Below are 23,561 nucleotides of genomic sequence, written 5' to 3'. Positions count from 1 at the left end.
CCAGGGCGTGTCGTCGGCCTCACTGGGCCGTCTTGACCTTGGTCCAGACGCGGTCCAACTGGCGGATGCCCGGGCCGAGATCCTGGAAGATCTGCAGCCTCTGCATGGTTTCCTGCGGCGGATTGATCTCCTTGCTATTCTTGATGTTGTCGGGGGTCAATTGCCGGGCCGGCAGATTGGGCGTGCCGTTGGTCTGCTGCGAGACATTCAGCGCCGCGATCTCGGGCCGGGTGTAGAACTGCAGGAACTTGATGGCGTTCTGCTTGTTCGGGGCCGATTTGAGGACGCAGATATCCTCCTGATACATGGTGGCCCCCTCTTCCGGGATCACGAAGCCAAGATCCTTGGGGTTGCCGAAGACGTCGATCATGGCGCCGATGAAGAAATGCGCTGCCGCGACGTCGCCCGCCCCCACCATCGGGCGGGCGTCATAGGTGAAGGCGGCAACCTCAGGCTTCATGGCGATCACGGTCTCGGCCGCCTGCTGCAATTCGGCCGGATCGGTCGAATTGACCTTGTGACCGTTGAGGATCAATCCGACCGCGAGTACCTCGCGCATGTCGTCGAGCAAGGTGAATTTCAGCCCCTTCGCCTTCACCGTGGCGAGTAGATCCTTCCAGCCGGTGATATCCTTGCCCAGCACCTTGCGGTTATAGAGGATGCCGACCGAACCGAAGGCATAAGGCAGGCAATATTCGCCCTTCGGATCGCTCTTGGCCCTGAGGAAGCTGAGTTCGATGTTCTTGAAGCCCTCATAGGAACCGATATCGGTCTTCTCCAAAAGGCCGAGCTTGTCCATGATGTCCTGCATGTGCACCGACGGGAACACGATGTCGTAGCCGGTTGCGCCGCCCTGGATCTTGGCGAGCATTTCCTCATTGGAGGAATAGGTCGAGAGATTGACCTTGATCTTGGTCTCCTCCTCGAACTTCTTCAGAACTGCCGGATTGATATATTCGCCCCAATTATAGACGTTGAGTTCCTCCGCCCAAGCGCTGCCCGCCGCCAGCAGCGCCGCGAGTGACAAGGCCAGGCCCGCGCACCAGGCACGCCGCCTCGTCCGGCCTCGACCGGCCGTATCAATGGTCTTGGTCATCCAAATTCTCCTCTGATGGCAGCGCCCGGCACGGACCTCCCGGGCCCGGTTTCCCATCGCGCTTTGCTGGTCACGGCTTCTGCCGGCCGTTGACTTCACTCAATAAATGGTATCCAAATATCTTAACATAACAAGAGTTATTTTAATAACATTTCGAGGGAAGACAGATGCAGGATTCGATCGTCCGGCTAGAGGGAGCGGCCAAGGCCTTCCCCACGCCGGAGGGACGCAGCGTGACCGCATTGGACGCGATCGATCTCGATGTGCGCCGCAATGAGTTCCTTACGCTTCTCGGCCCCTCCGGCTGCGGCAAGACCACTTTGCTCCACGCCATCAGCGGTTTCGTCGAGCTCGACGCAGGGCGTATCCTCATCGACGGGGAGGACATCACCGATCGCCCACCCTATCGGCGCCCCGTCAACACAGTGTTCCAGAACTATGCTCTCTTCCCGCATATGACGGTGGGCGAGAATACCGGCTATGCCCTCGAAATCGCCGGCATCGGCAAGGCCGAGCGCCTGCAGCGCGTCACCGCCGCGCTGCGCATGGTCGGCCTGGAAGGCACCGAAAGCCGGCGGCCGCGCCAGCTATCCGGCGGGCAGCAGCAGCGGGTTGCCCTCGCCCGCGCCATCATCGCCCGGCCCAAGCTCGTCCTCCTGGACGAACCCTTGTCGGCGCTCGACAAGAACCTGCGCCAGGCCATGCAGATCGAGCTCAAGACGCTGCAGCACGAGCTCGGCATCTCCTTCATCTTCGTGACCCACGACCAGCAGGAAGCCCTGACCATGTCCGATCGCGTGGCCGTACTTTCGGGCGGCCGCATCCAGCAGCTCGACACGCCGCGCAACGTCTACGACCACCCCGCCAATATTTTCGTCGCCACCTTCGTGGGCGCCAGCAACCTGTTCGAGGGCAAGGTCCGGGGTGATGAACTGGTGACGGAGGACGGCACGACGATCCGCCATCGCACGGCACGGACGTCGGCATCCGGCAGCGCCACCGCCCTGATCCGGCCCGAGCAGTTCCTCCTGGCAGACAATGACGCCAGCCTGCCCGGCCTCGATATCGAACTCAGGCAAATCGTCTTCGTGGGCTCGTCCTTCGAATTGTTCGGGCACACGGGCCAGGGCCGGCCGATCGTGGTCGAAGTGCCCGCCACGCGCCGCGAGGCCGTCGGAGCCATCGAGCAAAGCCGCCGGGCGCGGATCTCCTACGATCCTGGCGCCGTCCACCTCATCGAGCCGGGAGCGAGCATCTGACATGTCCATTGCCAGCCGCCGCCGTGTCGAACTTTCCCTGCTCCTCGGACCTGTCAGCGCCTTCCTCGCCCTCTTCTTCCTGGTGCCGCTTGCCATCATGATGGTCACCAGCTTCCTCACCCCGGGCCTCTATGGCGGGGTGGAACGGAGCTTCTATCCCGATAATTTCGGGCGCATCCTCGGCTTTGCCAACCCGGCCTTCGAGGAATTCGATCCGATCTACATCGCGATCTTCCTGCGTTCCCTGAAGATCGCTGCTTTCACAGTGCTGACCGCCTTGATCGTGTGCTATCCGGCCGCCTTCTGCATCGCCAGCCTGCCAGCACGCTGGAAGAATTTCTGTCTCTTCCTGATCACCCTGCCCTTCTTCACCAGCCTGATCGTGCGCCTGTTCGTCTGGGTGCTGATCCTGCGCCAGACGGGCCTGGTCAACGAGGCGCTGCTGTCGACCGGGCTGATCGCCCGTCCGCTCGATCTCATCTACACCGACGGCGCCATTATCCTGGGCATGGTCTATGTCTACATTCCCTTCATGTTCATGCCTGTTTATGCCAGCGTGGAGAAGCTCGACTGGACGCTGGTACGCGCCTCGCTCGATCTCGGCGCCGGACCGATCCGCACCTTCCTGCGCATCATCCTGCCGCTGACCGCCCCCGGCATCGCCGGCGGCGCCATCATCGTCTTCATCCCGGCACTCGGCAATTTCGTGGTGCCGGCCATTCTCGGCGGCGCCAAGGTGATGATGCTCGGCAATCTGATCGAGCAGCAATTCCTGTCCGCCCGCAACTGGCCCTTCGGCTCGGCGCTGGCCATGATGGTGATGAGCGTGATGCTCGTGCTGTTGATGGTCTATGTCTTCACCTCCAACCGCCGCCCTGCGGCGGCAGGCCAGGGAGGCGGCGCATGAAAGCCGTTCGCTTCCTCGCCCGCGGTGGCCTCGTCGCCTATACGGCCCTGTTCTTCGCCTTCATCTATGTGCCGCTCGCGGTGATTGCGGTCTATTCGTTCAACGCCAATCCAGTGAACATGATGACCTGGAGCGGCTTCACCACCGAGTGGTACGCCCAGGTCCTCGGTTTCAAGACCGCGATCTCGGAGAGCGCCCTTTATATCGAATCGACCGACCAGCTCCTGCGCGCCGTCAGGAACAGCCTCGTCATCGCCGGGGCGACCACGGCGATCGCCACCATCTTCGGCACGGCGCTTGCCATCGCCCTGCACCGCTATGCCTTCTTCGGCGCCCGCTTCTATCGAGCCTCGCTCTTCATGCCCATGCTGATGCCGGACATCGTGCTCGGCATCGCGCTGCTGATCTTCTTCGTCAATGCCGGCATCGAGCTCGGGCTGAAGACGATCATCATCGGCCAGTGCACCTTCCTGATCTCCTACGTCTTCATCGTCGTCTCCGCCCGCCTTGCCGGCATGGACCGGACGCTGGAGCATGCTTCGGCCGATCTCGGCGCCAATGAATGGACGACATTCCGCAAGGTGGTGTTCCCGCAGCTTCTGCCCGGTATCGTCGGGGGTGCGCTGCTCGCCTTCATCATCTCGATGGACGATCTGGTGATCACCTATTTCATCGCCGGCGTCGACGTCACCACCCTGCCGATGTTCATCTTCTCCATGCTTCGCCGTGGCATCAAACCGGAGATCAACGCGATCGCCGTGATGATGCTTGCCTTCTCCTTCGTGGTCGCCTCGCTCGGCCTCTACCTCCGCTCTCGCCAGAATTGACCAGCATGACACAAGCCAATCCTCCCGGGCGCAAGCCCCGCGCCCGCGACCTCGGCCTGCCCTTTTCGGGCAAGACGGGTCTGCATAATGCCATTACCGATGTGGAAGGGGTCGGCGTCGGCTTCACCACCCTTCTCGAGAACGAACCTCGCCCCGGCCGCAAGAGGCCATTGCGCACCGGCGTCACCGCCATCCTGCCGCATTGGGCCTCGCCGACGCCGGTTCCTGTTTATGCCGGCGTCCACCGCTTCAACGGCAATGGCGAGATGACCGGCACCCATTGGATCGAGGATGGCGGCAGCTTCATCGGGCCGGTGGTGATCACCAACACCCACGCCATCGGCATGGCGCATCACGCCACGGTGAAATGGATGCTCGAGCGCTACGCCTCGACCTATGACAGCGACGATTTCCTCTGGATCATGCCCGTCATCGCCGAGACCTATGATGGGGTGCTGAACGACATCAACGCCCTTGCCGTGTCCGAGGCCGATGTTCGCGCCGCCCTCGACGCCGCCGCCCCCGGTCCCGTGCGCGAAGGCAATTGCGGTGGCGGCACCGGCATGATCACCTATGGCTTCAAGGGCGGTACCGGCACGGCGTCACGCATCGTCGAGCTCGACGGCATCTCCTACACCATCGGCACGCTGGTGCAGGCCAATCATGGCCAGCGCGACTGGCTGACCATCCGCGGCGTACCGGTCGGCGAGCACCTTCGCGACGGCACGCCGCAGAGCCAGTTGCAGGAGCGCGGCTCGATCATCGTCGTCATCGCCACCGACCTGCCGCTCGCCCCGCACCAGCTCCAGCGCCTGGCGCGCCGGGCCGCCATCGGCATCGGCCGCAACGGCACACCAGGCGGCAACAATTCCGGCGACATCTTCCTGGCCTTCTCCACCGCCAATGCAAGGCCGATGCTGCACCGTGCCCCGCCGCGTTTCGGCATCGAGATCCTCAACGACGAACGGCTCGATCCAGCCTATCTCGCCGTGGTCGACAGCGTCGAGGAGGCCGTGGTCAACGCCATGCTCGCCGCCGAGGATGCCGGCGGCACGCCGCATGATCGTTTCCTGATCAAGGCCCTGCCGCACGCGCCCTTGATGGAGCTGATGCGGCGCTATGGCCGGCTGGCCTGAGGGCTTGCGCTCTCAGCGCAAGGGCAACCTCTTGTAGCGGCCCGGCTCCTCCGGGTCATGATGCTGGCTGTAGGGGCCCTCCTCCAGGAACAGCTTGTGGCAGAAGGCGAGCTTGTCTTTCGACAAGGTGACGCCCAGTCCAGGCCCCTCCGGCACGGCGACGAGATTGTCGATCGGTGCGAAGACGCCTTCTTCCACCACGTCGTAGGGCTGCATGCGGAACAGCGACTGGCTGGGCTCGCGCAGATGGGAGAAGGCAGCGCTGAGATGCAGATAGACGGCGCTGCCGATGCCGGTATTGGCGCTGTAGCACCAGAAATCGATGCCCATCGCTTCGCAGGCACCGATGAAACGCACCGTGCGACCGATGCCGCCATGCACATTGACGTCGGTAACGATGGCATCGGGCACGCCGAGCGCCACCGCCTTCTGGATATCGACATTGTGTCCGGAGAACGGAATGGTGGTGTGCCGGCGCAAGCTCGCCATCTCCTCGAAGGTGGCGCAGGGCTCTTCCCAGTTGCGGATGTCGAGATCCTCGATACGGCTGGCAATGCGTTTGGCCTCGGTCACCGAATAGGCCATGTTGGAATCGATGCGGATGATCGCATCGGGTCCGAGCTGCCGGCGCATCAGCCGGAGCGCCTCGATGCTGGGCTCCGGATCGCGGGTGCAGAGCTTGCCCTCGAAGATGGTGGTGCCGAACCGCTCCTTCAGGCCAACGCAATATTCCGCCACGGCTTCCGGCGTGAGCTCGCCACCCCTGCCGTTCCTAGCCTGGCGGAAGCCGAAATAATCGGCGAAGGCGATCTTCTTGCGCACGGCTCCGCCGAGCAGGTCGTAGAGCGGGCGCCCCGCCGCCTTGCCCTTGATATCCCACAGCGCCGTCTCGATGGCGGCGAAAGCCCTGATCGAGGCGAAGTCGATAGTGGAGGTCACGCCGCGCCAGCTCGGCAGGCAGATGAGTTCGGCGCCGGCGATGTCGTGGGCGTCGCGCCCGATCAGGGCAGGCGCCATCCGCTCGACGATGGCGCAGGCGAGCCAGGAGGCCGCTTCGCCGAGCCCGGTGAGGCCCTCGTCCGTCTCCACCTCGACCACGCAGCGCGAGGACCCCGGCAGCCAGCCGAAAGACCACCAATAGGGTGCCTCGATCGGCAGGTTGATCGGCGTGGCACGGATGGCGGTGATCTTCATGGGATGGGGCCCTGGCGGTGGCGGGGGAAGAATCTGTGGCTTGGATGGGAGTGATTGGCAAGGGCATTGGAGCGCGGACATCCTGTCTGCTCTTGATCCTGTCTGCGAAGTGTTTCCAAGAGTGGGCTGGAAGTCCGCGCTCGCAGGTCACTCCAATCGCCGGCGGAACAGCCAGCTGGCCGCCGCCAGCGAAACGGCTGCGATGACAGCCATCGGCCAGGTGTTGGCCACCACCGCCTCCAGAGGCAGGTCGCGCAGGAACACGCCCTTCACGATCACCAGGAAATAGCGCAGCGGGTTGATGACCGTGATCGGCTGCAGCCAGGCCGGCATGTTCTCGATCGGCGTGGCAAAGCCGGAGAGCAGCATGGCCGGCACCAGGAAGAGAAAGGCTCCGAGGATGGCTTGCTGCTGGGTGGTCGACAGGGCCGAGATGAACAGGCCGATGCCAGCCACGGCGAGGAGATAGAAGACCGCGCTGCCATAGAGCAGCAGCAAGGAGCCCCGCAGCGGCACCCCGAAGATCATGACGGCAGCCACGATATAAACGGTCAGATGGAAGGTCCCGATCAGCATGGGCGGCAGCACCTTGCCCAACAGGATTTCGTGCGTGCGCAACGGCGAGACCATGAGTTGGTCGAAGGTGCCGAGTTCCCGCTCGCGCGCGATCGACAAGGCCGTGACGATCAGCCCGATCAAGAGCGCGATGGCGGCTACCAGATTGGGCACCATGAACCATTGGAAGGTCAGGTTCGAATTGAACCAGTTGCGCACGACCACGTCGATGGCCCGACCGCCGGCAGCCTTGCCAAGGGCGGTGTCGGCGCCGAGGCCGGAGGCGATCTGGTTGAGATAACCTGCCACGATCTGGGAGGCATTGGACTTGCGGCCATCGAGGACGAGGCCGAGATCGGCCGGCCGACGCGCCTCGATATCGCGGGAAAAGGTTGGGCCGATCTCGATGGCAGCAATGACCTCCTGCCTGTCGATGGCGGTGCGCAGCTCTAAGGGATCCTGCGTGCGGCGGACGGAGCGGAAGGTGGGCGAGCCCTCGACGCGTCGGATCAGCTCCTGGCTCCAGGCGCCGTTGTCGCGGTTGAGCACGAGAAGGTCGACATTCTTCACCTCCAGCGTGGCGGCGAAGGAAAACACCAGGAGCTGGAGGATGGGTGGCACCACCAGGATGATGCGGCTCTTGGGATCCCGCAGGATCCCCAGCAACTCCTTGATGATCAGGGCCCTGAGGCGCACCAGTCCCATCTCAGCCGATCCTCTTGCGGGTGCTGCGGGCCGCAGCCAGGAAGAAGACGAAGCCGATAAAGAGCATCACCGCGATGGCCTTGAGGAACATCGGCCAGATGTCACCGGCCAGGAATACCGATTGCAGGCTGGGGATCAGATAGCGCACGGGCAGGATCAAGGTGATCCACTGGATCACCCGAGGCATCGAATTGATCTCGAACAGGAAGCCCGACAGCAGGAAAGCCGGAAGGAAGGCCGAGATCAGCGCGAGCTGCGAAGCCAGGAACTGGTTCTTGGTGGCGGCCGAGATCAGGAGCCCCTGCCCCAGTGCCGGGATGAGGAAACTGGCCGACAAGGCATAGAGCGCCAGCAGCGAGCCCCGGAAAGGCACGCCGAACAGGAGGACCGCCACCAGCACGCACAGGGTCATAGAAGCCAGGCCAAGCAGGAAATAGGGTATGAGCTTGCCGGCCAGCAACTCGGCGGCACTGACGGGCGTCGCCATCATCGCTTCCATGGTGCCGCGCTCCCATTCACGGGCCACCACCAGCGAGGTCAGCAGCGTGCCGATCAGCGCCATGACGATGGCGATGGAACCGGGAACCAGGAAGTTGCGGCTGGTCAGCTCCGGGTTGAACCAGAAACGCTGTTGCACCTCGATCGCCGGCTGGCCGACACCTCGCTCGCCCCCTCGAATCGCCGCCCAGGTGGCGATGACGCCGCGGGCATAGTTCTGCACGAAATTCGCGTTGTTCGGATCCGAACCATCGACGAGAATCTGGATCGCTGGCCCGGTGGCGGAGGCAAAATCGGCAGCGAAGGTCGAGGGAATGACGATGATACCCCTGATCCGGCCCACGATCAGGTCCTCCTCGAATTCGCGCCGGTCATGCCCCTGCCTGACTTCGAAATAGCCCGAGGCCTGGAAGCTTGCGGCGATGTCGCGGGTCAGCGGCGATGGATCCTCGAGGACCAGCCCCACACGGGTGCGGGTGGCGTCCAGGGAAACGCCGTAGCCGAAGAGGAAGAGCAGGATCAGGGGCAGCACGAAGGCGATCAGGATGGAGCTGGGATCGCGGACGATCTGATAGCTTTCCTTGCGAACCAGGGCGGCGAAGCGCGACAGCCGGGCGGAGCGGTCCGCCGCGACGGATGGCCGCGCGGTTTCCCCGGCCGCAGTTGAGGGCGCTGGTTCGTGCTCGCTCATGCCGCCTTCGCCTCCGAACCCTGCACCAGCGCGACGAAGGCATCCTCCATGGTCGGATCGGGATTGGCGGCATCGGCAACCAGTGCCTTGAGTTCGTCAGGCGAACCCAGCGCAATCGAGCGCCCGCGATAGATCAGCGAAATCCGGTCGCAATATTCGGCCTCGTCCATGAAATGGGTGGTGACCAGCACGGTCACGCCCTTCTCGACGAGCGCGTTGATATGGGTCCAGAATTCGCGCCGCGTGATCGGGTCGACCCCCGATGTCGGCTCGTCGAGAAAGAGCGCTTCCGGCTCGTGCATGACGGCGCAGGCAAGCGCCAGGCGCTGCTTGAGGCCGAGCGGCAGATCCTTGGCGGACATGCCTCTTCGCGGGCCGAAATCGAAGATCTCGGTCATCAGTTCGATGCGTTCGCGCTTGCGAGCGCCGGTCAGGCCATAGACGCCAGCAAAAAAGGCGAGGTTCTGCGCCACGCTGAGATCGCCATAAAGCGAGAATTTCTGGGCCATGTAGCCCAGGCGATTGCGGGCCTCGGCCGAGTCGCGCCTGAGGTCGAAGCCGGCGACGCGCCCCTCGCCGCCCGTGGGCTTGAGCAAGCCGCACAGCATCTTGAAGGTGGTGGACTTGCCGGCACCGTTCGGCCCCAAGAGCCCGAAGATCTGGCCACGCGGGATCTCGAAGGAAATATCCTGCGCCGCAGCGAAATCGCCGAAATGCTTGGTCAACCCCCGCGCCTCGATCACGGGTTGCCCCTCCTCGACGGGCAGGGTCCGCGCCGCCTCGGCAAGCCGCGAGCGTCCGCCGGGGCCGCCCCCGAGCAGATCGACGAAGGCATCCTCGAAGCGCGGCTGTATCGGCTGCGGCTTTGCACGAGCACCCGCGGCGCGTGCAGCCTCCTCGGCAAAGCCCGCCCCGGCCGCCGTCACCAGCCGGATGGCCTGGCCCTGAATGACGCCATCGACGATCCCCGGCACCGCGAGCGCCCGCGACAGCGCCGGACGGCGTCGGCCCTCGATATCGCCGAGACGGAACACGCGGCCCTCGACCTTGCTGGTGAGTTCGGAGGGAACTCCGGCAAACAGCAGCTTGCCCCGATTCAATAGCAGCACGCGGTCGCAGGTCTGGGCCTCGTCGAGATAGGCGGTGGACCAGACCACGCCGATGCCCTCATGGGTCAGATCCTCCACCATCTTCCACAGATCGCGCCGCGAAATCGGGTCGACGCCCACCCCCGGCTCGTCGAGCAGCAGCAGGCGCGGCTTCTTGAGCAGCGCGCAGGCCAGTCCCAGCTTCTGCTTCATGCCGCCAGAGAGCCGACCGGCCAGGCGGCTGTTGAAGGGGCCGAGATCGGTGAAGGCCAGCAATTCCTCGAAGGTGGCGGCCCGCTCGCTCTTGGGCAGCCCGCGCAGATCGGCATAGAGATCGAGATTCTCCTGCACCGACAGGTCCTCATAGAGACCGAAGCGCTGGGGCATGTAGCCGATCGCCGCCTGGATCGAAGCCGCATCGCGGGCGGTGTCGAAGCCGAGCACCTGCAGGCGGCCCTCGTCAGGCAGCATCAGGCCCGTCATCAGGCGGATCAGCGTGGTTTTTCCGGCGCCGTCGGGGCCGACCAGCCCGGTGATCTCGCCCGGCCGGATCGAAGCCTCGATGCCGTCGAGCGCCTGGATCGTTCCGCCGAAGCGTTTGCTGACGCCGCAAATCTGGACGACTGCGTCGGTCATATCGGTGCCTTTCAGGGCTTGCCGCCTTGCTCGGCAGCCATATCGGCGAGGCGCACCGTCACCGGCATGCCCTGCAGGAGCGCACTGTCCGGCTCGTCGACCACGATGCGCAGGCGATAGACCAGATCAGTGCGCAGTTCCGGTGTCTCCACCGTCTTCGGCGTGAATTCGGCGACCGGCGAGACGAAGCCCACGCGCCCCTTGTAGCGCTTGGCCGGATCGGTATCCGAACGCACCTCCACCATCGTGCCGGTATGGACGCGGCCGAGATGGGTTTCCGCAATGAAGGCCCGGATCCAGACAGGCTTGGTGAGCGACAGCACGAAAGCGATGTCGTTGGGAGCCAGGATCGCTCCCTTCTCGCGGACACGAGAGAGAATGACGCCATCGGCCGGCGCGACCAGGATGGTGTCGGCGGTGGTCGTCCGGGCCGAAGCAAGGTTGGCCTCGGCCGCCTCCAGGCTGGCCTTGGCGGCGGCGATATCCTCGGCGCGCGTGCCCTCCTGCAACAGTGTCAGGGCTTCCCTGGCCGCGTTCACCCGGGCCAGCGCCGCATCGCGCGCCGCGATCGCCTGGTCAAGCCCGCCCTGCGAGACGGTGCCGCTCGGCCGGAGCTGGAAGGAGCGGGTGTAGCTCTGTTCGGCATTGATGAGATCGGCCTGGCGTTCGGCGAGGACGGCCCTTGCCTGCGCGATCTCGGAAACGCGAGGGCCTGCTTCCAGCTTGGCGAGCGTGGCGCGCTGGCCGGCCGCCTGCGCCTGCGCCACCTCGACCAGGTCCTGGTAAGGCCTGTTGTCCAGCCGGGCGAGCATATCGCCCGCCTTCACGCTATCGCCTTCGTCCACCAGGGTCTCGGCGAGCTTGCCGCTGACTCGAAAGCCGAGCTGCACCTGGCGGATATCGACATTGCCGTAGAGGACCAGCTCTTTCTCCGCGCGTTCGACCCAGCCCATGCGTTGGGGCAGATCGAACCACCAGGCAGCGAGCGCACCACCGGCGAGTGCCAGCAGAACGATGGGAACGGCAGCCTTCTTCATGAGCGGCCTCCTTCCGCAGCAAGGGCAGCGACGAGTTCACCGGCATGGCGCCGCACGGTTTCCACCTCGTCGGCACCGATGGTGTCCCAGGCGAGATGGCGCTTCACGGCCGCATGCGCGACCCGGAAAACCATCAGGCCGCCAAGCAGAGAAAGGGTGCGCAGCTTGACGTGACGAGTAAGCCCATTCTCGCCCAGCACGATGCCCACCAGCATGCTCGCCGCCTCGAGCATGGGCTTCATCACCTGCGCGAAGATACGTTCGAAAGCCTCGGTCGGCTCCATCTGCTCACGGATGAGGAAGCGCGCCAGCGGCTCGGAGATCGGCCCGATGAACAGGACTGCCATGGCCTGCGCCAGCTCGGTCAGAAAGGCCTGCGCCTCCTGCCGATCGATGGTCGTGCCCCCGCCCGTGGCTTCGGCGAGGCGCGCTCGGATGCGCCCTCCCAGGCCGCCAACATGGGATGAAATCAGGCTGGCGATATGATCGGCCGTCGCAACGTAGAGCCCTTCCTTGCTGCCGAAATAATAGGGAATCGCCTGCAGGTTGACGCTGGCGGCATCCGCCAGCATGCGCGTCGAAGCGCCGTCGAAGCCATAGCGACCGAACACGCCGATCGACGCATCGAGCAGCTTCTCGCGGGTTGCATCACCGCGGCCGCTCGGGGCCGGAGGAGCGGATTGTTTCTTGACCATGACGCAACTCATAGTCGAAATTCGATTTTCAGTCAATCGATTGAATTATACTATCCGATACAAATTGCGGCCTTCGAAAATGACACAATGAAGCCGCCGGATATCGATGCATCGATATCCGGCGGCGAACGTCTCAGAGATTGAGGCAGCCTGGTCTTGCCGGTCAGAACCGGAGGCTGAACTTGCCCGATACGTTCTGGTCGAAACTGCCCCGGCGGGCAAACTGGCCGCCATAGGCCACGCTCAGCGTCGCCGACTGGCTGAGGGCAAGATCGAGCCCGGCCCTGGCCACGAGAGCGTTTTCGGCAATCGGCACGCCCTCCACACCGAACGGCGTGCCGCCGTCGAACGCGAACGTTCCGTGCGGCGTGGTATCGCCGAAGGCGTGGCGCCAGCCGAGCGTGGCACTGACGCGCGCCGTCAGGCTGGCAAGTTCGAAGTCGGTGGAGGCCCGCAGCCCCAGCGTGCTGAAGGTGACGTCCGTATTGGAGGACGATGCCGCAAGCGCCGCATTGCCGCCGCGCTCATGGAAGCTATCTGCGCGCAGATCGAGGAAAGCGAGATTGGCGAAGGGTTCGAAACCAACGGCACCGAAGCGCAGATTATAGCCGGCCTCGCCAAAAACCTGTGCCGTGCCGGCCCGGTAGTCGGCATTGATGCCCTGCCCGGCCGCCACGCGGCTGGTGGAGATGTCGTGCCAGGTGTAGAAGGCGCCCGCACGCAGGGCGAGTTGACCCACCATCGTGCCGGCATAGAGGCCCAGGTGGTAGTTGTCGCTGTCGCCGCTGCCCAAGCCCCGGGTGCTGAAGCTGGTACGGCTATAGCCTGCCAGTGCACCGAGCCGCACATCCGTCTCGCCGAGCGATATGGGCGCATCGGCGCCAAACAGGAAACCGCCGCTGTTGCGCGTCATGCCGGCAGCGTTGCCGGTGCTGCCGGTACGCCCCCAGGAGCCGAAACCCTGCCCCCAGACAGAAAGCCCGTCTGCCGCAGGAGGCGCTACCGGTGAAGGCGAACCCGCAGGCGCAGTCGAATTGCCGAGCGAGGCAAACTGCATGGGCATGGCCGAAGCCGCGCCGCTCCCCGTCGTCGGCAGGCCCGCTGCCGCCGTCGTCTCGAAAGCCGAACGCAAGCGATCGGTTGCCATGGCGCCCAACTGGCTGTCACCTTCGATCAGGGCAGTCTGCGCTGTTACATTGACCTCCCCCGACAGCGAGGCCAGGTGCCCGCCAAGATCGGCGCCGGCATTGGCCACCAGGAAGTCATCGAAGAGGGCATTCCCCCTTCCCAGTGATTCCAAGCCGGCCGCGGCAGCCCGCTGATTGGCCGTCTGGCCGACGCTCGAAAAGCTGCGGCCATTGCGGCCGATGGTCATTGTCACCTGGGCGGGGTCATAGCCGAAGCTGGCCCCGAGGAAGGCGTAGTCCGGCAGAGCGCCCTCGAAGCGTCCGCTGACACCGCCTTCGGCGGTCAGGATGGTGTATTCCTTGCCATAAAGCGCGAGCAACTGCTCCTTGCTCAACAGGCCATTACCGCCCTGGGCACCGATCAGGACGGTGCCGCCGTCCAGCGTCGCCTTGCCGGTCACCGCGATCCGGTCCGCCCTGTCGCCGGCACCGACATCCACCTGGTAATAGCTGCCCTGCCCGAAGAGGGCATCGCCCTTCACCATCAGCACGCCGGCCCCGGTCGGGGTGACCAGGCCGCCCGACTTGGCGTCGAGGCCGCCGATGATGCCACCGCCGCCAAGCACCGCGCCCCGGTCGATGGTCACCGACGAGGTCAGCGAGCCATCGACCACCAGCGTTCCCTGCTTCACCTGGGTCGGCCCCGCATAGGTGCCCGTGCCGGTGAGGCGAAGCCCGCCCGCCCCGAGCTTGGTGAGGCCGCCCTCGCCCGTGATCGTCTGGCCCAAAGTTACGGCATTGCCCGCGCTGGCAATGTCGAGCGTCCCGCCGGCGCCCTCGAGCACCAGGGCCCGATCGAGACCGTGCATGTCGTTGCCGATGATGCGCAGCGTGCCATCGGCAAGCCGGAGCTTGGCCTGCGAAGTGCCGAGTGCCGCATCCTCTTCGACGATGAGAACGCCCTTGTCCTTGACCAGCGTCTCCCCGATGAAGGAATGGTCGTCGATGCAATACTCGCGGATCGCCTGCTGGAAGCGCGGATCCTTGCTTGCGCAATCCAGCAGGGTCTTCTTCTCCTCCAGTGTCAGCCCGGCGAGAATCGGATTGCCGTTCGCATCGGCGATCTGTCCGAGATAGACGTCCCTGCGCATATTGTTGCGGGTGAGGAAGAACGCCTTGCCGTCCTTGTCGAAGGTATTGGCCTCCTCGCCCCAAACCAGGCGTGTCTTGTCAGGCTGTGCGCCGCCAGCGGTCTCGGTGTAGGTCTGAAGGGCAGGACCGATCCATTTGATCTCATGGGCTACCGGCTCATGGTCGGATATCGGTGCTTTCGTGCCATCGGGCTTGGTTACATACACATCCTTGATGACCCCCAAATAGGGATCGTTCGGGTCGTCGGCGAGAACATACCATTTGCCAAAGGGACGTGAGGCCAGGAAGTGGTCGATCTTGGTGCGATCCCAGCTCTGCCAGGTGTTGGTATCGTCCTCCCCGGCAGAGGGCCAGGTCGAACTGCCGTCGTTGAAATCATGCGGCTTATAGCGCTCACGCTCGGCTTCCGTTTGAAGAAGCATATATTGCTTCTTGAGGACATTCATCGTCACCGGTTGATTGTCGGCGACCGGATGGGTCTCGTCCTTGAACGCGATGCCCTTGGTCTGGGCATCGAGTGCGATGATTTCCTCCCATTGCCGCCAGCTCATCTGGCTGATGCTGGTGATGCCCGGATATTTGCTCCTGTTGGCATCGAAATAGGCCTGGATGACGCTGCGATATTTCTCCTTGCCCTTGCCACCGGACCGCATGTCGTCGAAATATTCCTGGGCCTTGGCAAGCTGGTCCGAGCCCAGATATTCCTCCCTCAGCTTCTTGTAGAGCGCATTGTCTCCATAGGAGCCGACGACATATCCGGCAAACAGATAGGACTGTTGTGCCGCGCTGTGCAGCCCGCGCTCAGCGACGTCGCCCGCATTGAAATCACCCAGGAGGATGACAGGGCGCGAAGACGTCTTCGCCCAGTCATTGAGAGCCTGGGCTTCCTTGACGCGCCCCTGCGAGCCGTCGCTGTAGTCGAGATGGACGGTGCCGACCAACGTCTCCGGCCGCCCTCCCTGCTGACCGGTTACCGTGTAGCTGATGTTGCGGCCTTGCGTGGAAATGCCCGGCAGAACATAGGTGCCAAAGCTTCCCGGCAGCCGAGATATGACGCCGATATCCCCGATCTGGACCTTCCCATAGGTTCCCAGACCTGCCTCTTCGAGGAAGCCGGGAATATCGGAAACGTATCGGCTGCCGTTGACTTCCTGCATGCCAAGGATGTCGAAATTAGCCTTGGTCATGAAGTCGGCTACGACTTCTGGATTCTGCTTGAACTGATTCCAGATGTTCAGCGTCATGATCCGCAGCGTGCCGTCTTCCTGGGCCAGGCTCGGCGTCGACGCCAAGGCGCACAGCGCAACCCCGCACAACAAGCGCGTACCAATGCCGAAAAACCTGAACCGACATGTGCGCCCGCCATCCCCAATAGCCATTGGACTACCCCATAAAATCAATCATGCGGGGCGGCCATGACCGGATCTGCTCAGAGCATCCAGCTTGATCAAAGCAACATTTTGCCGCCCACATTGTCCGTGGTGGCACACGCAAATGTCATGTTTATTACAATTTATCGGACCTGCGATGCTAAAGGCACGCTCGGAGCTGTCACCGCATTGGAAGAGCAGCTCGAAAAATAGCCATAATTGGAAGAAAACAAATAAAAATCTCACGCTAGACTCGACCTGGACCCCTAGCTTCGCTGAAAGATGGGGTTAGGCAGGGAAGTAGAAATGTTGCTTTATTGACATTTTTGTCGCTCCCCTGCGTTGGCTGCAGAACGCAAAAGGCTCCACGACGTCGCATCGGGTAATGCCGGGGATCATCGACGTTTCCGGACGACATTTTCCTTGAAACATTTCCGCGGGGATGGACATTGGACCCAAGGCGAAACTAAGCAGGCCAGATGACGCAGCTCGACGAATATGCGCTTGGCGACGGCACCAAGAAATCGAACCGGCAAGCCGAACTGCTGCGGCTGCTCGAGCGCAGCCATTATCTTTCGATCGAGGAGATCGCCGAACGCTTTGCCGTGACAACCCAGACTGCCCGTCGGGATATCATCGCGCTGGAAGCCACCGGCCAGGTGCGTCGCCTGCATGGCGGGGCCACGATCGCCACACCGGTGGACGCCGTTACCCGCCGCCAGCGGCGTATCGAAAACGCCTCCCTGAAGGCCCGGGTGGCTGCTCTCGTCGCCCAGGTCGTCCCAGACGGGGCGGCGATCTTCATGGACACCGGAACAACCTGCGAAGCGATCGCCTACGCGCTGCTGCAGCGGCGAGACCTTAGGATCGTCACCTATAGCCTGCGTGTGGCCACCATTTTCAGCGAGAATTCCAATTTCGCCTTGGCGATTCCCGGCGGCTTCGTGCGGCCGGTGGATGGTGGCGTCTTCCGCGAGGATACGGCAGACTATATCCGCCGCTTCAAATTCGACTACGCCGTGATCTCGGTCAGCGGCATCGACCAGGCCGGCGACATCTGTGACGACGACTATGCCGAGGTCTCGGCCGTCACTGCCGCCTTGGCGCAAACCGAGCGCACCATCCTGGCCGTGGACAGCACGAAATTCGGCAAAAGGGCGCTGGTCAGGCTCGGCTCGCTTGAGGATGTCGACATCCTGGTCAGCGACGACATTCCCGCCGCTTTTCACGAGAGGGTGTACCGAAGCGGTGTCGAGACCCATGTCGCATCCGCTGCGGCACAGGATGCCGCCGTCGAGTCCTAGAGCATCGTAATGAGAAGATGGCGTCGGTCTTCGGCGTAACGATGCGAGAATGAAGACCTAGCTCACCGCATCACCAAGCAGACCAGCTCGCTGGATCTCGATCAGCTCGCCGAGGCGCTTGCTTTGGATTGGAGTGTCAATCTCCAGATTGACATCCTTCAACGAATAAGGGCGCGAAACGTTGCCCGCTTCGCGCCCAATCGATTTTCATCAGCCCCTTGCGGGAAAGAGCCTACTCCGCGCCAGCCGGTGCGTCGGGCTCGCGCTGCGGCGGTCCCTTCGGCTTGGCCTTCGGCTTCTTGGCCGAGGCCTGGCTGTTGTCCGCCACCACCGGTTCGGGCTTGGGCTTGGCCGGGCCTGCCGGATATTCGAAGCCCAGTTCCTGCTTGCCCTCTTCGTTGGTGACGACCGTCACGCGCACGGCACCGCCCGATTTCAGCCGGCCGAACAGCACCTCGTCGGCCAGCGGCGTCTTGATCGCCTGCTGGATCAGGCGAGCCATCGGCCGGGCGCCCATGAACTCGTCATAGCCATTGGCCACCAGCCAGGTGCGGGCATCGTTGGAGAGCTCCACCGCGACATGGCGATCGGCAAGCTGGACTTCGAGCTGCGCGATGAACTTGTCGACGACCTGGCTGACGATCTCCTGCGACAGATGGTCGAAAGCAATGGTCGCATCCAGGCGGTTGCGGAACTCCGGCGTGAACAGACGGTTGATCGCCTCGGTGTCGTCGCCCTCACGCTTGTTCTTGGTGAAGCCGAAGGCCGCCCTGGCCAGATCGGACGCACCGGCATTGGTCGTCATGATCAGGATCACGTTGCGGAAATCGACACTCTTGCCGTTGTGATCGGTAAGCTTGCCGTGATCCATCACCTGCAACAGGATGTTGAACAGGTCCGGATGGGCCTTCTCGATCTCGTCCAGCAGCAGCACGCAATGCGGGTTCTGGTCGATACCGTCGGTGAGCAGACCGCCCTGGTCGAAGCCGACATAGCCGGGAGGCGCACCGATCAGGCGCGACACCGTGTGGCGCTCCATATATTCGGACATGTCGAAGCGCAGCAGGTTGATGCCGAGCACCGAGGCGAGCTGGCGGGCGACTTCGGTCTTGCCGACGCCCGTCGGGCCCGAGAACAGGTAGTTGCCGATCGGCTTTTCCGGGTCGCGCAGGCCGGCACGGGCCAGCTTGATCGCCGCCGAAAGCTGCTTGATCGCCTTGTCCTGCCCGTAAACAACCCTTTTCAGGTTGGTCTCCAGGTTCCTCAGCGTCTCGGTATCGTCCTTCGACACGGTCTTGGGCGGGATGCGCGCCATGGTGGCGATGGTCGCCTCGATCTCCTTGACGCCGATCGTCTTCTTGCGCCGGCTTTCGGTCACCAGCATCTGCGAAGCACCGGTTTCATCGATGACGTCGATCGCCTTGTCCGGCAGCTTGCGGTCATTGATGTATTTGGCCGAGAGCTCCACCGCCGCCTTGATGGCGTCGTTGGTGTAGCGCAGCTTGTGATACTCCTCGTAATAGGGCTTGAGGCCCTTGAGGATCTCGATGGTGTCGGGGATGGAAGGCTCGGCCACGTCGATCTTCTGGAATCGGCGTACCAGGGCCCGGTCCTTTTCGAAATATTGGCGGTATTCCTTGTAGGTGGTCGAGCCGATGCAGCGCAGCAGGCCGGCGGCCAGGGCGGGCTTGAGCAGGTTGGAGGCATCCATGGCACCGCCCGAGGTGGCGCCGGCGCCGATCACCGTGTGGATCTCGTCGATGAACAGGATCGCGCCCGGATAGGCCTCGATCTCCTTCACCACCTGCTTGAGGCGTTCCTCGAAATCGCCGCGATAGCGCGTGCCGGCAAGCAGCGTGCCCATGTCGAGTGCGAACACGGTGGCGCCCAGCAGCACCTCCGGCACGTCGCCTTCGATGATGCGGCGCGCGAGGCCCTCGGCGATCGCCGTCTTGCCGACGCCGGGATCACCGACGAAGAGCGGATTGTTCTTCTGCCGCCGGCAGAGCACCTGGATGGTGCGCGTGATTTCGCTGTCGCGCCCGATCAGCGGGTCGATCTTGCCGTCCCGGGCCTTCTTGTTGAGGTTGACGCAATAGGCATCGATGGCGTCCTGCTTCTTCTTGGACGCCTCCTCGCCATTGGCCGTCGTCTTGGGGCTGTCGCCATCGGCCTCGTCGACGCCGCGCGGCGCCTTGGCTTCCGACAGGCCGGCGCGCTTGGCGATGCCGTGCGAGATGTAGTTCACGGCGTCATAGCGCGTCATGTCCTGCTCCTGCAGGAAATAGGCGGCATGGCTCTCGCGTTCGGCGAAGATCGCCACCAGCACGTTGGCGCCGGTGACTTCCTCGCGGCCCGAAGACTGCACGTGAATGACGGCGCGCTGGATGACGCGCTGGAAACCCGCGGTCGGCTTGGCGTCGTCCCGGCCGTCCGAAACCAGGTTCTCCAGTTCGGTATCGATATATTCGACCAGGTTGCGCCTGAGGATGTCGAGATCGACATTGCAGGCCCGCATCACAGCGGCCGCGTCCTGATCCTCGATCAGGGAGAGCAACAGATGTTCGAGAGTCGCATATTCGTGATGGCGCTGATTGGCGGCGGCCAGAGCGCGATGGAGGGACTGTTCGAGGTGTCTTGAAAAGGATGGCACGATCAGTTCCTCACTTTTCTTCCATGACGCATTGCAGCGGATGCTGATGCTTACGGGCAAAATCCATGACTTGAGTCACCTTGGTCTCCGCGACCTCATAGGTGTAGATGCCGCACTCTCCCACGCCATTGTGGTGAACATGCAGCATGATGTGGGTGGCACCGTCGCGATCCTTGTTGAAGAAGCGCTCCAGCACCTCAATGACGAACTCCATCGGAGTATAATCGTCATTCAGCAGCAGGACCCGGTAGAGTTTCGGGCGTTTGGTCGCCGGCCGCGTTTTGGTGATCACGGCCGCATTAGTACCCTCACCGCCACCTGGAGCTCGGGGCTCGCGGGCCATGCCGATCAAGGGAGACGGCCTGTGCGCGGCGCTCACTGCAATATCCAGAATCGTTGAATCTTCCATTTCGACAACTGCAATCGCCTGCAGCCTAACATGATCTCGACGAGGAAAAAGGCTTCCACGAACTGAATTTATGATCGCACCCGACTTTCCGCTAGTGCAACAACGCGCAATAATAGGATCCATGCTCTCAACGGCCGGTGAAGTGCCTCTTTTTCATTCATTCTCAACCAATCGGACAATCATGCGACCAAAATGCCGCGCCGGCTGGGCACTTAACCGATCCGTAACCGCGTCCGCCTAGGTTCGTTGACTGTGTCGTCCCTGCAGCGGCACGGTGAGACGGCCTCCTCCCCGCAAGGGGATGGGGTGAGCCCCGGACGAAGGGCGAAAGAGACCACCGGTCTCGCAGGGACATGTAATGGACGGTGCTGTCGCGCCGGTGAGTATTGGGGACTTTGCATGCTATCGCGTTGGATCGGGGGCGGACTGGCCCGGACCACCACAATGGTTGCAGCCGGTTTGGTAGTATTTACGACAACCCTGGCCTTCCATCCGGATGAAGCGGATGCGCGCCGCCGCGGCCATCATGCCGCTCCGGCGCAGAAGACTGTTAAACATGTGCGCAGCAAGCGCGTACGCGCGGAATCGGCTGCTTCGGCCATCCCCGCCGACATGCGCAACAATCCGCGCTACGCCGCCATCGTGGTCGACGTGAAGACCGGCCGCACGCTCTATGAGGCCGCCCCCGAAGCACTGAGGCATCCGGCCTCCATCACCAAAGTGATGACGCTCTATCTCCTGTTCGAACAATTGCAGGCCGGCCGGCTTTCGATGGCAACCGAACTTCCGGTTTCCGCCCACGCCGCCTCCCAGTCCCCGACCAAGCTCGGCCTGCGCCCGGGCCAGACCATTCGCGTCGACGATGCCATCAAGGGCATGGTGACGCGCTCGGCCAACGACGCCGCCGTGGTGGTGGCAGAAGCCCTCGCCGGCTCGGAAAGCAATTTCGCCGCCTATATGACCCGCAAGGCTCGCGCTCTCGGCATGGCGCGCAGCACCTTCGTGAACGCTTCCGGCCTGCCCGACAACCGGCAGATCACCAGCGCCCACGACCTCGCCATCCTGGGCATGGCCATCCAGAAGCGCTTCCCGCAATATTACCGCCTGTTCTCGACCCGCAGCTTCGTCTATCGCGGGCGGCCGATCCCGGGCCATAATCGCCTGCTCGGTTCGGTGGAAGGCGTCGACGGCATCAAGACGGGCTACACCAATGCCAGCGGCTTCAACCTCCTGACTTCCGTCAAGCGTAATGACCGGCAATTGGTCGCCGTGGTGATGGGCGGCCGCAGCGCTGCTTCGCGCGATGTCGTGATGCGCCGCCTGATCGATGCCTATCTGCCGGTCGCCTATGCAGGCAACGCCGTCGACCGCTCCGCTACACAGGTCGCCAGGGCAGAGCTCCCAAACGATGCCATGCCCGTGGCCGCGCCTCCGCGTCCGCCGGTTGTCCGCCCGGCCGTGGTCGCTGAGGCTCCGAAGGCCCGCCAGGCTGCCCCCGTGGCAGCACCGATGCCGCCAGAAATCGTCGGGGAAGCCTCTACTCCTGCTCCCCAGGGCCGCCCCCAGCCGGCTCCCGCCAGGCCGGTGATGGCCTTTGCCGCACCCAGCACCCCGAGCATGCGCTGGGTGCAGGGCCTCCAGCCGGTCACGACCGCGCCGGCCACGCCTCCCGTGCGGGCTGGTCAGAGCAGCGAAGCCAGCCCTGACACCACCGCGACGGTGCAGAATGTGCGCACCGTCGCCATCACCCGCGATTCGGTCGCCCTGGCTGCACCGCAGCGTAGCGGCTGGATCATCCAGATCGGCGCGACCGACAACGAAGGAGCGGCTCGGCAATTGCTGTCCAGCGCCAAGCTGGCCGGGAGCAAGGCGCTCTCTTCCGCCCGTCCCTTCACCGAGACGGTCAACCGCAATGGCTCGACCTTGTACCGGGCTCGCTTCGCCGGCTTCAGCGATCAGAACCAGGCCCAGTCGGCCTGCAGCACCCTCAAGGCTGCCTCTTTCGCCTGTGTCGCCGTGAAGCTCTGATCCTTTCGGCAAAGACCAGGCTTTGATCTCTTTCAGGCGCGGCCTCCCTCGGTAGGCCGCGCCTTTGCTTTGCGGGAATTGCGCTTTCACACACACAACGCGAGGAAAGCAACACGTCGATAAACAAAGCGTGTTGCGATTTCATGGCGTCACAAGAAGGCGCAAAGACGCGTCAAAACACAGGATTGGAACAGACAGGCGTTCAGTCACGAACGCTTTGCTTTCAAACAAAAGGGTGTTTTCGCTGGAACGCGCTTTGCTCCTGGAAAACGCTATAGCCTTAATCGTTGCGTAACCATGTTCTGCGACGCTCAAGCATCGTCGGAACCGCCCAGTTCGGTGGAGTTAGCGTCCATGGCCTTCAAGAAGCATATCCCTGGCCCGGTTGACACGAGCAGCCATCTGCGTCGTGCCCCCCTTGTCGGGATGGATTTTCTTCATGAGCACCCGGTGCGCTCGACGAATTTCCTGGGCGCTCGCCCCCGGCTGCACCCCAAGGATCTGGTAAGCTTCCTGCTGGGTCATCGCGTCGGACGCCGGCGCTCCGAAGCCCCTCGCGTACGCGTCATCCTTGAAGTGTTCACGCCATCCGGCAAGCCGGCGGTCCAGATAAGCTTCAAGGATTGAACGGCCGACGAAATCCGTGGCAATCTCCGCGCGCAGTTCCATCAGTTCCCCCGGCTGCATGGCCGAAAGGCGCCGGCCTGAAAAGCGCCCGCGAATGACCTGCCCATCCACCGGCTGTCTATTGCCATCCAGCATGATCACCAGATCCGCAGTGCGTACCGAACTCGGCCTCGCCGTCGATCCGGGAATGACACCTTCCGGCAATTGCGGCAGCCAGCCGCGCATGCCCGCGGCCAACAGCAGCAAGGGCAGCCCCATGCCCCAAACGCCGCGCGTCAGCAGATAAAGGCCGAAGGCAAAGGCGAGGAAACTTCCGCCGCGCCGCAACAAGCTGTCCAGAGCCGGGGTTTTCGACAACATGCCCGGCTTGAGGAACGGCCACAGGCAGAACAGCACCACGCATGCGAAAATAAGCTGGCCCACTTCTATCCGATCTGCGAAACAGCGATGAATCCGAATCTTGCCAGTTGAGCGTTCCGGGAGCAAAGCGCGTTTAAACGCAAACGTGGCTTTGCTCAAACTCTTTGGTTCCAGCCAATCCAACTGATTGGCTAAAAGCGTCTTTGC

General features: G+C 63.3%; 18 protein-coding genes. 7 read left to right on the top strand and 11 right to left on the bottom strand.

Annotated elements, in window-relative coordinates; genetic code table 11:
* Positions 1-19 precede the first annotated feature (19 nt).
* The gene (locus tag ACZYTC_RS06985; RefSeq protein WP_488989187.1) at positions 20-1,096 is read right to left on the bottom strand and encodes a polyamine ABC transporter substrate-binding protein; all 1,077 of its coding nucleotides are present in this window, start codon (positions 1,094-1,096) and stop codon (positions 20-22) included.
* Positions 1,097-1,263: 167 nt separating this feature from the next.
* On the opposite strand from ACZYTC_RS06985, the gene ACZYTC_RS06980 reads away from it, so the two are divergent.
* Genes ACZYTC_RS06980 through ACZYTC_RS06965 form a run of 4 tightly spaced genes read left to right on the top strand, consistent with a single transcriptional unit; the run spans position 1,264 to position 5,225 of the window.
* Positions 1,264-2,355, top strand: coding sequence for an ABC transporter ATP-binding protein (locus ACZYTC_RS06980; RefSeq protein WP_488989186.1), 1,092 nt, complete (start codon positions 1,264-1,266; stop codon positions 2,353-2,355).
* Position 2,356: 1 nt separating this feature from the next.
* On the top strand, positions 2,357-3,262 hold the full coding sequence (locus tag ACZYTC_RS06975; protein WP_488989185.1) for an ABC transporter permease: 906 nt from the start codon (positions 2,357-2,359) through the stop codon (positions 3,260-3,262).
* Positions 3,259-4,089 (top strand): ABC transporter permease, encoded by an 831-nt coding sequence (locus ACZYTC_RS06970; RefSeq protein ID WP_434956780.1) that lies wholly within the window; start codon positions 3,259-3,261, stop codon positions 4,087-4,089. The genes ACZYTC_RS06975 and ACZYTC_RS06970 overlap by 4 nt, the downstream gene beginning before the upstream one ends.
* Before the next feature lie 5 nt (positions 4,090-4,094).
* Entirely contained in the window at positions 4,095-5,225 is a 1,131-nt protein-coding gene (locus ACZYTC_RS06965) for a DmpA family aminopeptidase (protein WP_434956781.1), read from the top strand.
* Between the two features lie 12 nt (positions 5,226-5,237).
* Here the strand turns inward: ACZYTC_RS06965 and ACZYTC_RS06960 are convergent, their stop codons facing one another.
* From ACZYTC_RS06960 to ACZYTC_RS06930, 7 genes are all read right to left on the bottom strand, one after another.
* On the bottom strand, positions 5,238-6,419 hold the full coding sequence (locus ACZYTC_RS06960; RefSeq protein WP_488989184.1) for a mandelate racemase/muconate lactonizing enzyme family protein: 1,182 nt from the start codon (positions 6,417-6,419) through the stop codon (positions 5,238-5,240).
* Positions 6,420-6,566: 147 nt separating this feature from the next.
* Entirely contained in the window at positions 6,567-7,679 is a 1,113-nt protein-coding gene (locus tag ACZYTC_RS06955) for an ABC transporter permease (RefSeq protein ID WP_441773925.1), read from the bottom strand.
* 1 nt (position 7,680) lies between these two features.
* On the bottom strand, positions 7,681-8,868 hold the full coding sequence (locus tag ACZYTC_RS06950; RefSeq protein WP_488989183.1) for an ABC transporter permease: 1,188 nt from the start codon (positions 8,866-8,868) through the stop codon (positions 7,681-7,683).
* Complete coding sequence (locus ACZYTC_RS06945) at positions 8,865-10,592, bottom strand: ATP-binding cassette domain-containing protein (RefSeq protein WP_488989182.1); 1,728 nt, start codon at positions 10,590-10,592, stop codon at positions 8,865-8,867. Before ACZYTC_RS06945 ends, ACZYTC_RS06950 begins: the two co-directional genes overlap by 4 nt.
* An 11-nt stretch (positions 10,593-10,603) precedes the next feature.
* Entirely contained in the window at positions 10,604-11,629 is a 1,026-nt protein-coding gene (gene hlyD / locus ACZYTC_RS06940; RefSeq protein ID WP_488989181.1) for a secretion protein HlyD, read from the bottom strand.
* Positions 11,626-12,324: a CerR family C-terminal domain-containing protein gene (locus ACZYTC_RS06935; RefSeq protein ID WP_434956787.1), complete on the bottom strand. Its 699-nt coding sequence runs from the start codon at positions 12,322-12,324 to the stop codon at positions 11,626-11,628. Before ACZYTC_RS06935 ends, hlyD begins: the two co-directional genes overlap by 4 nt.
* Before the next feature lie 163 nt (positions 12,325-12,487).
* On the bottom strand, positions 12,488-15,895 hold the full coding sequence (locus tag ACZYTC_RS06930; RefSeq protein WP_488989180.1) for an autotransporter domain-containing protein: 3,408 nt from the start codon (positions 15,893-15,895) through the stop codon (positions 12,488-12,490).
* Positions 15,896-16,018: 123 nt separating this feature from the next.
* On the opposite strand from ACZYTC_RS06930, the gene ACZYTC_RS06925 reads away from it, so the two are divergent.
* Complete coding sequence (locus ACZYTC_RS06925) at positions 16,019-16,186, top strand: hypothetical protein (protein WP_488989179.1); 168 nt, start codon at positions 16,019-16,021, stop codon at positions 16,184-16,186.
* 266 nt (positions 16,187-16,452) lie between these two features.
* Positions 16,453-17,277 (top strand): DeoR/GlpR family DNA-binding transcription regulator, encoded by an 825-nt coding sequence (locus tag ACZYTC_RS06920; RefSeq protein WP_434956789.1) that lies wholly within the window; start codon positions 16,453-16,455, stop codon positions 17,275-17,277.
* Positions 17,278-17,509: 232 nt separating this feature from the next.
* Here ACZYTC_RS06920 and clpA read toward each other — a convergent pair whose 3' ends face one another.
* Both clpA and clpS read right to left on the bottom strand, forming a co-directional pair.
* Positions 17,510-19,930, bottom strand: coding sequence for an ATP-dependent Clp protease ATP-binding subunit ClpA (gene clpA, locus ACZYTC_RS06915; protein ID WP_434956790.1), 2,421 nt, complete (start codon positions 19,928-19,930; stop codon positions 17,510-17,512).
* Between the two features lie 10 nt (positions 19,931-19,940).
* A complete protein-coding gene (gene clpS, locus ACZYTC_RS06910; RefSeq protein ID WP_082980075.1) occupies positions 19,941-20,273 on the bottom strand; it encodes an ATP-dependent Clp protease adapter ClpS in 333 nt (110 codons plus the stop codon).
* Between the two features lie 465 nt (positions 20,274-20,738).
* Between clpS and ACZYTC_RS06905 the strand changes: the two genes are divergently transcribed.
* Positions 20,739-22,367: an SPOR domain-containing protein gene (locus ACZYTC_RS06905; RefSeq protein WP_434956791.1), complete on the top strand. Its 1,629-nt coding sequence runs from the start codon at positions 20,739-20,741 to the stop codon at positions 22,365-22,367.
* Between the two features lie 345 nt (positions 22,368-22,712).
* On the opposite strand, the gene ACZYTC_RS06900 is transcribed toward ACZYTC_RS06905, so the two are convergent.
* Positions 22,713-23,513 (bottom strand): DnaJ domain-containing protein, encoded by an 801-nt coding sequence (locus ACZYTC_RS06900; protein ID WP_488989178.1) that lies wholly within the window; start codon positions 23,511-23,513, stop codon positions 22,713-22,715.
* Between the last annotated feature and the right edge of the window lie 48 nt (positions 23,514-23,561).

The sequence above is a fragment of the Labrys sp. F242 genome, from assembly GCF_057813875.1.
The sequence above is the reverse complement of the archived record's forward strand: the minus strand, read 5'-3'. Positions and strand labels throughout refer to the sequence as shown.

Bases quoted from the DNA above. Each gene is read 5' to 3' on its own strand.
- ACZYTC_RS06970 (WP_434956780.1), top strand. From the start codon at position 3,259: ATGAAAGCCGTTCGCTTCCTCGCCCGCGGTGGCCTCGTCGCCTATACG.
- ACZYTC_RS06925 (WP_488989179.1), top strand. From the start codon at position 16,019: ATGACCGGATCTGCTCAGAGCATCCAGCTTGATCAAAGCAACATTTTG.
- ACZYTC_RS06965 (WP_434956781.1), top strand. From the start codon at position 4,095: ATGACACAAGCCAATCCTCCCGGGCGCAAGCCCCGCGCCCGCGACCTC.
- hlyD (WP_488989181.1), bottom strand. From the start codon at position 11,629: ATGAAGAAGGCTGCCGTTCCCATCGTTCTGCTGGCACTCGCCGGTGGT.
- ACZYTC_RS06905 (WP_434956791.1), top strand. From the start codon at position 20,739: ATGCTATCGCGTTGGATCGGGGGCGGACTGGCCCGGACCACCACAATG.
- ACZYTC_RS06960 (WP_488989184.1), bottom strand. From the start codon at position 6,419: ATGAAGATCACCGCCATCCGTGCCACGCCGATCAACCTGCCGATCGAG.
- ACZYTC_RS06975 (WP_488989185.1), top strand. From the start codon at position 2,357: ATGTCCATTGCCAGCCGCCGCCGTGTCGAACTTTCCCTGCTCCTCGGA.
- ACZYTC_RS06920 (WP_434956789.1), top strand. From the start codon at position 16,453: ATGACGCAGCTCGACGAATATGCGCTTGGCGACGGCACCAAGAAATCG.
- ACZYTC_RS06980 (WP_488989186.1), top strand. From the start codon at position 1,264: ATGCAGGATTCGATCGTCCGGCTAGAGGGAGCGGCCAAGGCCTTCCCC.
- ACZYTC_RS06950 (WP_488989183.1), bottom strand. From the start codon at position 8,868: ATGAGCGAGCACGAACCAGCGCCCTCAACTGCGGCCGGGGAAACCGCG.
- ACZYTC_RS06945 (WP_488989182.1), bottom strand. From the start codon at position 10,592: ATGACCGACGCAGTCGTCCAGATTTGCGGCGTCAGCAAACGCTTCGGC.
- clpS (WP_082980075.1), bottom strand. From the start codon at position 20,273: ATGGCCCGCGAGCCCCGAGCTCCAGGTGGCGGTGAGGGTACTAATGCG.
- ACZYTC_RS06935 (WP_434956787.1), bottom strand. From the start codon at position 12,324: ATGGTCAAGAAACAATCCGCTCCTCCGGCCCCGAGCGGCCGCGGTGAT.
- ACZYTC_RS06955 (WP_441773925.1), bottom strand. From the start codon at position 7,679: ATGGGACTGGTGCGCCTCAGGGCCCTGATCATCAAGGAGTTGCTGGGG.
- ACZYTC_RS06985 (WP_488989187.1), bottom strand. From the start codon at position 1,096: ATGACCAAGACCATTGATACGGCCGGTCGAGGCCGGACGAGGCGGCGT.